Consider the following 14,098-nt stretch of genomic DNA (forward strand, 5'->3'; position numbering starts at 1 on the left):
TTTTATAGCCAAAACTGATGACCAATGACCAATAACCAATCACTAATTACCTAAATTATTATGCCAACCTACACAGGAATTTCCAGCGAAGCTTTTAGGCATCCACTGGATAGCCAAGCTGAGCAAGCTTTACGTAATTTACCAGGATTTGATTTTTTGGCCCGTAAATTTGTAGAATTTTTCGCTGAACGCCCTCAGTTAATTTATTTAATGGGCAACACCATCCAAGTCGGGCCGCGCCAATATTCCACTATTTACCAGATTTTTCGGGAATGCGTGCGAGATTTGGACATTTATCCAGAACCTGCACTGTTTGTTGAGCAAAATTCCCAAGCTAATAGTTACGCACTCGGACAAGAGCATCCTTACATAGTCATAAATACAGGGGTATTAGACTTACTAAACGAAGCCGAAATTAGGGCGGTGCTAGCCCATGAGCTGGGGCACATTAAATGTGGTCATACTATTTTAATTCAAATGGCGATATGGGTGAGGAATGTCGCTTCTAGAGTTGGCGAATTAACCTTTGGTATTGGTGATTTCGTTAGCCAAGGGTTGTTGCTTGCCTTTTATGAATGGCGACGTAAAGCCGAGTTATCCTCAGACCGCGCCGCTTTATTAGTAATGGATGACTTAAATCCTGTGATGACTTCGATGATGAAAGTCACGGGCGGTAGTATCAAATATGCCAATGAATGCAGTTTACAAGAATTTATTAAGCAGTCTGAAAATTATCAAGCACTCGATGAAGATGGACTCAATCAAGTGTATAAACTCTTAATATATACTGGGTTTCAAGGTGAAATCCCAACTCATCCTTTTGCTGTGGAACGCTTGCATTACTTACGTGAATGGGCAGTATCAGAAGAATATCAGCAAATTCGCCGAGGAAACTACATGCGATCGCCTGCTTCTGGATCTGTAAATGTTTCTGCAGAAGCTTCCGAAAATGAAAAAGAAGCTTTGCGCCGTCAAATTGAAGAATTACAACGCGAAATTAACAGAATGAAAAGGGAGTAACGAGATAGGGAGATGGGGCAATGGAAAGATAAGGAAAAAATACTAATGGCCAATACTCCATGCTCCAGTCCATATCTAAGTATTAAATAATGTGTAGGCATTTTTCAATATGGCAATTCACTTTACAAAACGGCTTTTTGTGTTGACTAATATTCTTGCCTTGATTTTTTTCATGCCGGGAATTGCCTTAGCTGTACCTATTAAAATCAATACTTATACCGATATTATTGTCGCCCAAACTACTAAAACAGCTAGCGATTCGACTTCATTTTCAGATATTAACTTAACTCCCCAACAAAGCCAACAACTCCAGGCTGTGCGTCATAGAAGAAATAAGGAAATTCAGGCAGTGTTAAATTCATCTCAGCGTGTGCAACTCGCTCACAACCTCCATGCTGGGAACAATATCAATCAAGCCCTCAAAACACTAAATTTACAACCAGAACAGCAAGAATTAGTAGAGGCGATACTGAAATTTACTAATTTGAAAATGAAGGCTATTTTATCTCGGTATTCGCTACAAGTAGGTGAGAAATAAAGGTTTGATTTGCAAAGTAAAATGTTTGCGATCGCCACATTTATAGAAATATTTGATTAATCTGAACTTCAATTTCAGGTTTCCTTTCCCTAATTCTAAAGCTGATGACTGAAGCACCTTCAGCTGCCTTACTGTAATTTTTTAACCATGCCCAAACGGTTAGCCAGTCATCATCATATTCATTAAGTGATTAGTTATGCGTTTGCTTACCAACATGCAACGAGTTGTTGTGACTCGTTTCCGAAACTAATCTGATACTGATGGTTATTTGCAGGTTATAAAACGCTTAATACCAGATGTAAAATTTTTGGTAATGTTTAATGGCGACACCAAATTTGAAGATGATTGTAGAGACGCCGATTTATCGCGTCTGATGCCTTAAGCGAACGTATTGATAATCATCCCACTTGATTGCAGCATCTATAATTAATCTTGCCCCCTGAAAGTTCGTTACCATGTCGGAAGAAGATCTCCGTGCCGCGAGGCTGGAAAAAGTAGACCAGCTAAAACAGTTAGGCACTAATCCCTACGCCTATCGTTGGGAATCCACCCATCATGCAGCGCAGTTGCAAGAACAATTTGCCGATTTAGCCACCGGCCAAGAAGTCGATTTAGAAGTTGCCATAGCCGGACGGATTATGGCGCGTCGCGTTTTCGGTAAATTGGCTTTCTTCACCTTACAAGATGAAACCGGCACAATTCAGCTTTATTTAGAGAAAAATCGCATCCAAGAAGGCATGGCAGATATTGATGCCGATGCGTTCAATCACTTGAAACAACTCACAGATGCAGGCGACATCGTGGGAGTCAAAGGAACTATAAAACGGACTGAAAAGGGCGAGTTATCTGTCTACGTCAAACAATACACCATCCTGACTAAATCTCTGTTGCCCCTACCCGACAAGTGGCATGGATTAACTGATGTTGCTAAGCGTTACCGTCAGCGCTACGTTGACTTGATTGTAAACCCGGAAGTGCGGCAAACTTTTCGCCGTCGTGCCCAAATCACTGCCGGGATTCGTCGTTATTTAGAAGAACGGGATTTTCTAGAAATTGAAACGCCAGTTCTGCAAAGTGAAGCTGGCGGTGCAGATGCACGTCCGTTTATCACCTACCACAACACTTTAGAAATGGAGTTATATCTGCGAATTGCTACAGAACTCCACTTGAAGAGGTTAATTGTAGGTGGGTTTGAAAAAGTGTTCGAGTTAGGACGAATTTTCCGTAATGAGGGAATTTCGACTCGACACAATCCCGAATTTACTACAATTGAAGTTTACCAAGCCTACGCTGACTACAACGATATGATGGCGCTAACAGAAGGGATTATTACCACTGTTGCCCAAGAGGTACTCGGCACGCTACAAATTACCTACCAAGGCGAATCTATAGATTTAACACCACCTTGGCGGCAGGTGACAATGCACAATTTAGTTAAAGAGGTTACGGGGTTAGATTTCAATGCTTTCAAAACTTTAGAAGAAGCAAAAACAGCAAGTAAAAATGCTGGCATTCCTGATGTAGATGAAGCCCAATCAATTGGTAAGTTACTAAACTTGGCTTTTGAAGAGAAGGTAGAAGCCAATTTAATTCAGCCTACCTTTGTAGTTGATTATCCAGTAGAAATTTCGCCCTTAGCAAAACCCCATCGTTCTCAACCTGGTTTGGTAGAACGATTTGAGTTATTTATAGTAGGACGAGAAACCGGCAATAGCTTCTCAGAACTTACTGACCCCATCGACCAAAGAGAACGTTTAGAAGCCCAAGCTACCAGAAAAGCTGCTGGTGACTTAGAAGCACAAGGCGTAGACGAAGACTTTTTAACAGCTTTGGAATATGGGATGCCACCTACTGGTGGTTTAGGAATTGGAATTGATCGCTTAGTAATGTTACTAACTGATTGTGCCAGTATTCGGGATGTAATTGCCTTCCCCTTACTCAAGCCTGAAGGCAACGTTATTAAGCAGTTTAGCCACGATGTCAAAACTCAAACACTGACTATTGAATTTGATAGTGGAAGTGTTTACGAGTATTTCAAAGTACCTGTTAGTGTCAAAGACGACTTAGACAATACACCGTCTAAAGGTCAATATTTTAACAAGTTTATTAAAGGGAAATTTAAGTATGAACAACTGAGTTGAGACAGTAAGTACCATTCAACAGTAGTAAAGTGTCAAGGCTAAAATAGTGCATTAGCTTGACTTTTATGGGATGGGCGTCTCGCCCGTCCGAGGTGGGCAGGATGCCCACCCCACAAGAAATTTTAAAGAACATGAGTTAGAGTCAAAATGCTTTACAAATTTATACTTCCGAAGTATCTTGTGAGCTTTGGGCTACCATACAAAATTCTTTAACAAATGTTTACTGTAAAGTCCAAAGATTATTACAGCGGTAAATTGAGCAAGAACGCCAACGCCGTAAACCTGAAAATAATCCCAATGAAACACGCGCTGCTTGGGAAGCTTATAATAAAGCGATCGCCATTTTAGTAAGTGTCCTAGTAATACTCCTAGCCAATTTCTCAATTCTCTTTTAAGAACTAGTTCGCTACTTCAGCTAGTTCAATAACGCGTCCTTCATAGTCCTTAACTAAAAAATTCAGGGGCTTGTTGTTACGAATCTTCAATTTCAAACCACGCGTTTCGACTCGCATTAAAATCATTTCCAGACATTCGTGGTCAAAGCAGACGTGACGTTGTTGATTTTTGCTACCTAAACTTGCGCCAGTAATTACGTGTAACTGGGTATTTTTCTTCAATTGATACCACAGTCCTTCGCTAGCATTATTCATCGTTTTGCTAGACAAACTTGGGCCCGTAGACATATAAAGCGGATCTATCCCAGTTGCGCCTATAGTTTGTTCGTAGTTGTAGTAGTAGTGCAAAGGCACTTCTGCTGCTGGCAAATCTAACAGCCCTTCATACAACTGTCGGGCAATTTCCAAATCTGACACCATCACAGTGTGTACTTTTGGGGCACTGGTGAGGAACATCCACATGGCACCAGCGTAAGCCGCTAACAGCATCACCATAATGCCTTGGGTGGAGAAGATACTATCTAAAGGCAGGGAGGGCAAAAAGGACCCTAAAGTAAGGGGACTCAAGAGGAACGATATCACGCTAACTGCTATAACCATGAACAAATAAGGATTTTATCAGGAGAGGCTTTTATGATTGTCTATCGAGACTAAAATTAAGTGCTTGTTTTTAGTTTATCAATATTTAACTAGTCTGAGTCTGAGGCTCAAATTGAGCAACACCAAGATATTATGCGATTAACTACAAGAGTGCAATTCCCAAAATTATTTTAACAACTATCAATCCCAAGGCTGATGCAAATTCCTTCTTTTCCTGAAGCTAATCACTACCTAGTGAAGTCGCTGTTTCATCATAGTGACGATGAATTATTGACTCTGTTTCAACAGTATCCCGATGCTGGGAAATATTTTACAGTAATTTTTTGCCGCTATAACCCCATAGTCTATACCTTAATTCGGCATTCGGCGCGATCGCCCGTGCAAGCAGATTATTTGTTTGCCCTCACCTGGCGACATATCTACTACGAACTCGGTGGACTCAATTTAAATCATCCGGAATCAACCGAAGAAAGATTAACCATGCAAAATTGGTTAATTAACATGACAGCTTTCTGTATTAACGAGATTAAACTACCACCCACAGAAGCAATTCATTATTCTCTGGAGGCAACTTCACCGCCGCTATGGTGCTATGTAGAACAAGCATTAGACCAATTACCTCCGATTCTGCGCTTAATTGTATTAATGTCTCAAACTTTCCATTGGAGTGAGACTAGAATCGCTGCTTATTTGCAAGCTGAAGGAGAAGCGATCGCCCCCAACGAAGTAGCCAATTTTCTCCAGGAAGGCTATCGTATGCTAGAGGACAAATTACCTACAGATATTCGTGCTATTTACCTTGGTGAAGGTTTTGCTCAAGTTTGATTTACGTATAAATGCGAGTAATTGTTGTCTTCAATTTTAAAATTAAAACTTTTCTTTAAACCTTCGACTTAAACCCGCAAGATGGGTAAGTTTTATGAGACAACAACTTGTATTTCCAAGGCACAAGGTAGATAGAATTTATCTAACTGCGATTTTTCATCGCCAATTACTTTTGCACGCTTTTTTACTATTTACTTTTCTGCTGACTCCGATAGCGGCGGGTGCGGTTGATATTACCGAACAACTCCATCGTCCTTTAAATAATTCCGTTGGGCGACAATCAAGAGATGAAGCAGACAGTTTACTACGTATCGGTGAACAACAGTATGCTTCAGGATACGCCAACAAAACAATTGCCTCTTGCTTGCAGGCACTAGAACTATATCACTCAATTGGCGACCTCAAAGCCCAAGGTTTGACTTATAATTTGCTTGCTAAGGCTTATGTCGAGCTAGGTAGTCTAAAAGAAGCGGAAGATGCTTTACGGCGAGGATTAGCGATCGCTCGTGATACTAAAGATTTCCAATCGCAGATTTTTTTCTTGAATAATATTGCTACATTCCTGCTGCAACAAGGAGAATTTACTGCTGCTGGTGAAACTGTTGAAGATGCATTAGCAATTGCTCACGATGTCAAAAATATTGAAGGTGAAGGATTATCTTTGAGTAATTTAGGATTAGTAGCAGCCAGATTGGGAAATTACAATCGGGCAATTAAGTTATATGAAAATGCTTTAATTTTTCGGCGTCAAACTGGTGATGCTATTGGGGAGGCAAATACCTTAAATAATTTAGGTGATGCCTATCTAGCATCGAGAAATTATCAAGATACTATTGGCACTTATGGTGCAGCAATGCAGATAGCCAAAATTAAGGGCGATCGCACTAACCAATTACGGGCAATTGATGGTCTAGTTACTGCTCACAGCGCTGTAGGACGCCATGAACGTGCCTTTGACTTATTAGAGGAGCGTTTAATAATTGCCAAAGAATTACAAAATGTGCAAGAAGAATTAAAATCTTTTGAATCTTACGGCGAATTATACGAGCAGTTAGGTAATTATTTAACTGCCCGTAATTTTTACGAAAGAGCAATAATACTGGCGCGAAGATTGGAAGATAGAAAACAAGAAGTAATACTGCTGGATAAGCTGACTAAAATGCTTAAGAGGTGATGTCAGCAATGAGGAGTCAAAAGAAAATATTAAGTAGGCTGCATTAGCTATTAACGTACTGAATATATAACTAATTTTTAACTCCTCGGTTTAAACTCCTAACTAATTCCCAACTTCTAAGCTTTTTTAATTCAAGTATACAGAACCACTCCGTTCAACTCTCATGGCACTTCTGCCTTGAACCGCATTAGTGGCTTCGTTAAATGTAACTTCTAAATTTCCTGGCTCTGATGAGGCTTGGGGAGTGACTATTAATTGTCCCCCATCTTGTCGTTCAAATGTTACCGTTATTGGTGCGCTTAGATTTTGGAGTGTGATATCGGATTTTCCTTCGAGCGATCGCGGTGCCGTATCACCAATAACTTGGTAAGTTATATTTGCCGCAGTCTGATTCACTAATCTAATATTAAGTTTGCCATTTGCCAATGCAATCGTAGCGCTGGGGGTTTGTCGTGGTTCTACTGGTACCGTAGCACCTGGTTCTGGTGGCACGGGAGATGCTTGCCCCTGAACTTGAGGAATCGAAGATGGTACATCTCCTGCTTTTGGAGGTACTGGAGATGCCTCACCGCCGACACCTAATTGTGCTTGTTCTGGTGATGGAGTCGCAGGGACAGGAAGAAGCCCTTGAGCTGCTAATCTTTGGGTTAGCGCATTAGGAGGACAGCCTTGTGGAACCACAACGCGAGAGTTATGTGGTTCTTCGTAGAAAATACGAGGACAAGGGTTAACCTGGCCAGTAGGTTGTTGTTGGCTAGTAGATTGCTGTGCTAGTGCTTGAGGAATTACTGGCAGGCTAAGCAGTAGTCCTCCGCAAATAGTACCAAATAACTCAGCAGATTTACGAAAATTATGATATTTTTCAACCATTGTTAACTCCTCGAAAATTTACGTTTTCTTATTTTTAAAAATTTTCAAACATCAATATTTATGAATGAGTTCTAAATTCTGAATTACATTTTCAAACTAGCAATTTTTTTTAGAGTTCACATCTCACTAGAGACTCGAAAAACATATATATTTAGACATAATAATTAATCCAGAAGATGGAAATTATATATTTAAATAACTAAATAAGTATATAGATTTTGATTATTTTGATTTTTGACATTTTTATAATAGTCAATTTGTCTTGTTTGGCAATTTCCTACTAGTGAAAAAGTTAAACATCTACATCTATCACAGGAAACAATATTTGAATTGAGAATTTAAAACTCAAGAGTTATCGGTAAAATTACGGCAAAGGTTGTGCCAACGCCTTGGGTACTTTCAACTTGAATATAACCTTGGTGATATTCAACAATAGCAGCAGCGATCGCTAATCCCAATCCCGAACCAGTAGCGCTGGCTTTGGCTGTACTCCCAGTTTGATGAGTACGTGCCGGATCTACCCGATAAAAGCGGTCAAATAAGTGCGGTAGTGCCTCTGCTGGAATTCCAACTCCAGTGTCACTGACTTTAACTTGCAATTGGGCACTACTGTAACGTCGTCCAGAAACACGATTTATTCCTTCTATCCGCGCCAATTCTACTTTCACTCGTCCACCTGCTGGTGTGTAATGCAAAGCATTCGCAATCAAATTTGTGAATAATCGCACCAACTGATCCCAATTGCCCACAAGTGTAAACCAATTTTCTAGTAATTCGGGACTAGTTTCCGAAGCGGGAGGATCGATTAAGTCTAAAGTCAAGGCAATTTGTTTCTCAGGAATTAACAATTGTTGTTCTTCAACCACTTCCATCAGCAAGGCGTCCAAGGGACAAGGTGCAAAGGTATCTTTGCTGATACCACTATCCTGCCTTGCAAGGAAGAGTAAATCATTGACTAACTTACCTAAACGCTGTGTTAATCGTTCTACTATTTTTAACTGTTGGCGATATTGTACAGAAGTAGTAGTTTCTGCGTCTGCTAACTCCAAGTCAGCAAGCGCAACTTGCACATTGGTTTGAATCAAAGTAATAGGACTTCTCAATTCATGAGAAGCATCGGCAGTAAATTGTTTCAGGCGTTGGTAGGACTCGCCTACTGGTTCCATAGCTTTACCTGAAAGAAACCAGCCACTTGCTGCTACAGAAACCAGCATCAACCCAATACCTAGCGCCAAATCAAAAATTAATTGGCGACTTGGTTTTGCAACTTCAAACCAAGGATGGCTAACACGCAGATATCCTAATACCTGTCGTCCCACCTCCACCCGTTGTGTAACTTGTCGCAATAGAAGTGGCGAGTGGGGAATGGTGAATTTATCATCTCGGTCTTTTTTTGCCTTGATTACGCGGACGGTTTCACCAGTGCGGTTGGCATAAATGGGAATATTTAGGGGTTCAGATAACGTTGACCAAATTAACTCACCAGTGGGACTAAACCATTCTAGGTCGATGTGGTCATCTTCTGTGCTGTCAGCATTGTCAGGAAAACTCGCCTCTACATTAATGCGAAATTTATCAGCATCGGATTTGAMTGGCTCAATTATGAGTCTAGACGCACAGGGACTTGTTGTTAAGCATCGCTCTACTACTTCCACTACATGGTTAAGAGTATCGTCAATCCGTTCAATAAGTGTACTGCGGACGTATAAATAAACGCCACTAGCAAACAGTAGTAGTAATACGGCAGTCACAGCAGTGTACCAAATTGCCAGACGGCGACGAGTAGCCTGAAACATATTTTTTACTCAATTTTTTTACTAAATATCTTCAAATTACGTATTTATACGGCTGAAGAATAGCTCAATTTTGTAGTTTTGGTGATTTTGCTGAGGTTGAATTGTTGCTCAAGAATTACACTCTTGTTGCAGTAAATCTGCTTAATCATATTTTATTCTTTACAACCAGGATAAAAAATTGATTTTCTTTAGCTATTTATAACGAGATTTACTGAAACTACTGTTAAAAGCATCTATATAAACCAAGAAAAAATCTAATTTTGAATATTAAAAATGATGAATTTTCAGCATTAATCCAATTTAAATAGCTTGAATTTACTACATTTGTTATTGTGAAAATCTTGAAAGTTTCTATTTCGATTCAAATAATTATTAATATCTCCCTATTGAGATTTAGAAAAAATGCAAAAATTATTGGAATGTGTTTGTTGTTTTCCATAATTTTATGCAAAATTTTATTCAAAGAAGCATGTGCGATCGCCTTAGACATAACCACTCAAAATCATATTTATTTAATTACTGATAATCCCGGTAACAAAATAGACAAATCTCGAACCCAAGCACTGTTAATACACAGTTTAAAAAATCTTAAAAGTAACTTTCAAAAACCAAAGCAATTACGTCAATTCACTATAGCTGACGTTATCCCAATTGAAGAATATAAAGTACAACCTCCCAAGCCAGATGATCAAGATCAACCAGAACCTCAACTAGATAGAACTCAACAATATACACCAACACAACAAATACTTATAGAAAAACTACGTCAAACGAAAAAACAACAACAAGCAAAACAAAAACAAATAATTCTTGATGCTCTGACATTTAGTGCTAATAAATACCCTTGGATTGTTAACCCTACAGATAATCTCACTTTTCAAGCTCAATTATTTAAACCGAATCACGAAGAAAATTATACAGATACAGATATCAGAGTAAAATTTTCTGATGACAATCAGATTATTAATAAATTTACTTATGCTAAATTCCCTAAACACGATCAGTTTTACTGGGTTCTTGACAACAATAGAGTAGTAGTTGAAACCAAAGGCTCTCAAGTAGGTATCCTTTCTCAAGGAAGAGAAACTAATACTTATATCACCCAAAATGTTACCTCACAGCAAGCATTTTGGGGATTGCAATCTCTATTTGCCATACCTACAGATTTTCAGAATTTAGATGGAGAAGTTGCTACCAATAATTTTTCTATAACCACAATAGCAGGACAATTAATAAATCCAGAAGGTGTACCTGCTGGCAGAGTTATTATTAATAGTGGCGTTGACGTAAACAACCCTAATGTCACAGTTCTCAAAAATCCTATACCAGTTATTGGTAGTGGCTCAACTTTGAGTGTTGATGGTGGACAAGCTTTATTTCAAGCTTTAGATGCTACCAATGCTCCTAAGATTCTGCAAGGTTTTCCCACTACAAATCTACAACCTTTGTTAGATGATGGAAACGTCAGACTCCAAATAGGCGAAATTATTCCGAAAAATACCCTGGAAGCTGCTGGAATTTTTTGGGGAGATATATTAACCGGAAAAGGTTTCGGTTTTACTGCTCCTGTCTCTTCCTTTCCAGGCATTAAGGTTGCTCAACTTGGAAAATTTGATAACTTTGATTTATTAAATGTAGCAGTCAATCCTTTTCTTTCTCAACCTGAGAAAGACTTTCATTATCTTAACTCTTTACAGTGGCTATCTTTAGGAAGAAGAGAACCTGAGTTTGAAACATTATCTCAAAATCAAGACAATTCATATTGGCACAGACTCTATGTTAGCCGTCCTCATAATCGCAGCTTAATCCAATATGACCCAACAGATGTTAAAGCTACCTTCTCTAACATTTTTTCTGCTCCAGGCATATCTTTAACCGCTAAGTTTAGTGACTTTAGTATTAATTCTATTCAATCACTAAATTCTACATTAGGTTTACTGTTAGGTGAAGTTTTTGAAGCTATTAAAATTGATAATATTCAACAAGGTTTACAAGAAGCTAGAGAAAGATTTAAGAAGGGAGAAAGTTTTACTCCTTTAAATACACCTGCGACAGCAGAGCAAAGAAGACAAATCAATAACAGACTGAATCGCACTTTAGCTTATGCTAATACAGGCAGTGGACTAGAGCAAGTATCTGGAACTTATACACTTCCGAGTAAAATTACTCCTAACAAGTCGAGTCTCTTACAAATAAGAACTGGAAACCATAAACGAGCAGTTCAGTTTCTAGAAAGAAATATTTCTATTTTAGATGAAGGTGATACATTTTTTTCTGACCTCAGACTTTCTAATGAAAAGTTTGGTCCTCTAACTTTTATAGGTATCCCAATTCCTTTGAAAGATACTTCTATCACTCCTATTAATGAATCTTCTGCTGTAGAAGTAATTTTGACAAACTCCCAAGGACAACAATTTGTACAGCAATTTAGTTCAGCCGATAATACGATAGTACCGCTTCAAGTCCGCTCATCTGATTTAGCATTCGATTATATGGAACTCACTAGAGTTGATAAAATTGGTATTAGTTTTAATAACTTTAACGGTTATCTCTCTTTACCCACAATCGAACTACTAGCAGCAGGTTCTTCTGGAAATTTTAACTATAGCGCCAATTTGGGAACCTGGTTTAATATAGATGCTAACTCGGCTCCAGGCGTTTCTAATAATAATTTGGGAATACAAGAACCAACTATAGGTATCTATACTGATATACTTCTCAATTATATTAAAACTGATGTACGTTTAAATTCAAACAAAAAACCTGTAGCTATTAATACTCACATACCTTACTTAAGAATTGACTGGAATAGTGCATCTAATAAAAATAATCCTTTTTCTACTTTTTTAAGTTATTTCTTCCAGCATCAAGAAAGAAACTTTGGTTTTTCCTTAGCTCCTGGTATCGCTTATATTCAAGATAATAGTAATGGTGAATTATTAGGTCTTTTTAATGGAGAATTTGGTACTAGCCAAGGTTTAAATTTTAAAACAAGTCTAGAAATTGGTAAAGAATTATTCTTTGAGTTTCAAGGGTTGCGAAGAATTAGTAAAAAAATTTCTCTTGGTGCTTATTTAAGAAATTATAGTGTTAACAATGTTGGTTTAGATAATCGAGTTTCTGGCTTAAATTATGGATTAATTTTCCGGCATACTTTTCTTGATAATGGCGTGTTTATAGAAAGTCAAATTGGTACAGGTGAAAATGGCTTCGATCTGAAGTTTCAAGGTGGTTATAGATTCTAATGTTATTAGGCAAGATACCCAACTTATTTAAAAAGTTGAGTATCTAAAAGTTTTAATTTGTGAATACTGTCTAATCTAAAGCACCCAAGCCATTATTACCAGCACCCGCTCTGATTATAGTTGTCACATTTTCAAGCGAAGTACTATTATTTAATAAATTTGCTGCTGTATTAATAAATGAATTTGGGGTAGAGACTGTAGTAGTTTTAACTATTCCTGGGGTTATAGTTAGACTAGTAACAGTTTCCTCATTTGTGCCTGCTATACCTCCATAGGTAGGTGTAATTTGTAAACCTCCATCAAAATAAGACCCAGAAGGTAAAATTACTTGACCACTTACACTTAGAAAAGTACCAGAAGGTCTAATTAGACTAACAGCACCAACAGCAGTAGCTTGTTGTGCATTTGCTGGCGCTGCTAAAAAATTTCCGACACTCACTAAACCTAACAAGCAAATGCTTCGCTGAACAATTATAGATAATTTATTAGATAAGCTATTCATAATTTATAAAACTCCTGATATTTTTACCTTAGCTTGTTCCCCAATATTGCTTTGAAAATACAAACTTCAACTCAACCAGTAAAAGGCGATATGGAAATTTTCTTTATCTTCCTTTTATTGCTTTTTGCAGATAAAAATATACAACCCTTGATATGAGAGTTTTGTTAATAATGGACATTTTTTGCGTGCGTATTATTACACAAGCTCTCTATTTATTATTTAATAAGTGTTTTCGGCTTTGTAAAGCTATGTAAAGACAAGATTCCAGATTGCTATGGAAAATCACCAGCGCTTTCATTTTTTGATGTGTTAAATAAAATTTAATCTTTGTATCAGAGTATGCAAAACAAAGTAGGGTTACACAGTTGTGTAACCCTACGAAAAACCCATACAACAAGATTCCCAACTTTTTATAGGAAGTCGGGAATCTGAGCTATAAAATAAATATAGGGAACAGACATAGCATTGCTATTTGTCTTCCCTATCATCTATAGATTTATTCAGCTGTTCTCTCAGTTGCTAAAAATTCAGTAAGTACTTACGAAGCAAAAATTCAATCTACTCTAAACCACCTAAACCATTAGCACCAGCACCAGCGCGAATGAGAGCTGCTTGTGACCCAACGTCAGTAGCAGCTGTTAAAGCATCTGCGGCTGCCTGAACGAATGGATTGCTGCTGCTGCTAGTAGAGAGTGCAGTAACATCGGGTGTGCCTGGGTCTACTTCTAAACTAAGTATGGTTTCATCGTCTGTAGCTGCTGCGCCATCGTAAGTCGGTGTGACTGTTAAAGGGCCAGGGAAGTAAGCATTTTGAGGTAAGGTTAATTCACCACTCACACTGATAGAAGCACCTGAAGCTCTAACAAGAGTTACAGCACCACGAGCTGAGGCTTGCCCTGCACTTGCTGGCGCAGACAGGATATTACCAACACTAACCAAACCTAATACAAAAATGCTTCCTTTGAGAATTGCAGAGATTTTCATGATTAACA

Annotated in this window: 11 protein-coding genes; 6 read left to right on the forward strand and 5 right to left on the reverse strand. The window is 38.3% G+C overall.

From position 1 onward, the window contains the following. The first annotated feature begins 60 nt into the window (after positions 1 to 60). The 3 genes from FCR06_RS10800 to lysS all read left to right on the forward strand — a co-directional run bounded on the left by FCR06_RS10800 (position 61) and on the right by lysS (position 3,699). Positions 61 to 1,020: a M48 family metalloprotease gene (locus tag FCR06_RS10800; RefSeq protein WP_138499414.1), complete on the forward strand. Its 960-nt coding sequence runs from the start codon at positions 61 to 63 to the stop codon at positions 1,018 to 1,020. 109 nt (positions 1,021 to 1,129) lie between these two features. Then, the gene (locus tag FCR06_RS10805; protein WP_138499416.1) at positions 1,130 to 1,558 is read left to right on the forward strand and encodes a hypothetical protein; all 429 of its coding nucleotides are present in this window, start codon (positions 1,130 to 1,132) and stop codon (positions 1,556 to 1,558) included. A gap of 455 nt (positions 1,559 to 2,013) precedes the next feature. After that, on the forward strand, positions 2,014 to 3,699 hold the full coding sequence (lysS, locus tag FCR06_RS10810; RefSeq protein WP_138499418.1) for a lysine--tRNA ligase: 1,686 nt from the start codon (positions 2,014 to 2,016) through the stop codon (positions 3,697 to 3,699). A 398-nt stretch (positions 3,700 to 4,097) separates the two neighbouring features. Here lysS and FCR06_RS10815 read toward each other — a convergent pair whose 3' ends face one another. Continuing rightward, positions 4,098 to 4,694, reverse strand: coding sequence for a glyoxalase-like domain protein (locus FCR06_RS10815; protein ID WP_138499420.1), 597 nt, complete (start codon positions 4,692 to 4,694; stop codon positions 4,098 to 4,100). A 195-nt stretch (positions 4,695 to 4,889) separates the two neighbouring features. Here FCR06_RS10815 and FCR06_RS10820 point away from each other — a divergent pair, with 195 nt between their 5' ends. Together FCR06_RS10820 and FCR06_RS10825 are read left to right on the forward strand one after the other, a co-directional pair. Further along, entirely contained in the window at positions 4,890 to 5,519 is a 630-nt protein-coding gene (locus FCR06_RS10820; RefSeq protein WP_189523373.1) for a sigma-70 family RNA polymerase sigma factor, read from the forward strand. A 94-nt stretch (positions 5,520 to 5,613) separates the two neighbouring features. Next, positions 5,614 to 6,693, forward strand: a complete 1,080-nt coding sequence (locus FCR06_RS10825; RefSeq protein ID WP_138499424.1) for a tetratricopeptide repeat protein — start codon at positions 5,614 to 5,616, stop codon at positions 6,691 to 6,693. Positions 6,694 to 6,819: 126 nt separating this feature from the next. Here the strand turns inward: FCR06_RS10825 and FCR06_RS10830 are convergent, their stop codons facing one another. Further along, a complete protein-coding gene (locus FCR06_RS10830; RefSeq protein WP_138499426.1) occupies positions 6,820 to 7,563 on the reverse strand; it encodes a hypothetical protein in 744 nt (247 codons plus the stop codon). 338 nt (positions 7,564 to 7,901) lie between these two features. Further along, positions 7,902 to 9,359 (reverse strand): sensor histidine kinase, encoded by a 1,458-nt coding sequence (locus tag FCR06_RS10835; RefSeq protein WP_138499428.1) that lies wholly within the window; start codon positions 9,357 to 9,359, stop codon positions 7,902 to 7,904. Between the two features lie 419 nt (positions 9,360 to 9,778). On the opposite strand from FCR06_RS10835, the gene FCR06_RS10840 reads away from it, so the two are divergent. Then, positions 9,779 to 12,604: a hypothetical protein gene (locus FCR06_RS10840; protein WP_411267996.1), complete on the forward strand. Its 2,826-nt coding sequence runs from the start codon at positions 9,779 to 9,781 to the stop codon at positions 12,602 to 12,604. 70 nt (positions 12,605 to 12,674) lie between these two features. Here FCR06_RS10840 and FCR06_RS10845 read toward each other — a convergent pair whose 3' ends face one another. Together FCR06_RS10845 and FCR06_RS10850 are read right to left on the reverse strand one after the other, a co-directional pair. Next, complete coding sequence (locus FCR06_RS10845; RefSeq protein ID WP_138499430.1) at positions 12,675 to 13,106, reverse strand: hypothetical protein; 432 nt, start codon at positions 13,104 to 13,106, stop codon at positions 12,675 to 12,677. A gap of 558 nt (positions 13,107 to 13,664) precedes the next feature. Beyond that, positions 13,665 to 14,090, reverse strand: a complete 426-nt coding sequence (locus FCR06_RS10850; RefSeq protein WP_138499432.1) for a hypothetical protein — start codon at positions 14,088 to 14,090, stop codon at positions 13,665 to 13,667. Between the last annotated feature and the right edge of the window lie 8 nt (positions 14,091 to 14,098).

This window comes from Nostoc sp. PA-18-2419 (genome assembly GCF_005869855.1).
Taxonomy (GTDB): Bacteria; Cyanobacteriota; Cyanobacteriia; order Cyanobacteriales; family Nostocaceae; genus Nostoc.

Excerpts from the sequence above, each read along its gene's own strand:
- FCR06_RS10845 (WP_138499430.1), bottom strand. The coding sequence starts at position 13,106 with ATGAATAGCTTATCTAATAAATTATCTATAATTGTTCAGCGAAGCATT.
- FCR06_RS10830 (WP_138499426.1), bottom strand. The coding sequence starts at position 7,563 with ATGGTTGAAAAATATCATAATTTTCGTAAATCTGCTGAGTTATTTGGT.
- FCR06_RS10805 (WP_138499416.1), top strand. The coding sequence starts at position 1,130 with ATGGCAATTCACTTTACAAAACGGCTTTTTGTGTTGACTAATATTCTT.
- FCR06_RS10850 (WP_138499432.1), bottom strand. The coding sequence starts at position 14,090 with ATGAAAATCTCTGCAATTCTCAAAGGAAGCATTTTTGTATTAGGTTTG.
- FCR06_RS10815 (WP_138499420.1), bottom strand. The coding sequence starts at position 4,694 with ATGGTTATAGCAGTTAGCGTGATATCGTTCCTCTTGAGTCCCCTTACT.
- lysS (WP_138499418.1), top strand. The coding sequence starts at position 2,014 with ATGTCGGAAGAAGATCTCCGTGCCGCGAGGCTGGAAAAAGTAGACCAG.
- FCR06_RS10840 (WP_411267996.1), top strand. The coding sequence starts at position 9,779 with ATGTGTTTGTTGTTTTCCATAATTTTATGCAAAATTTTATTCAAAGAA.
- FCR06_RS10800 (WP_138499414.1), top strand. The coding sequence starts at position 61 with ATGCCAACCTACACAGGAATTTCCAGCGAAGCTTTTAGGCATCCACTG.
- FCR06_RS10825 (WP_138499424.1), top strand. The coding sequence starts at position 5,614 with ATGAGACAACAACTTGTATTTCCAAGGCACAAGGTAGATAGAATTTAT.
- FCR06_RS10820 (WP_189523373.1), top strand. The coding sequence starts at position 4,890 with ATGCAAATTCCTTCTTTTCCTGAAGCTAATCACTACCTAGTGAAGTCG.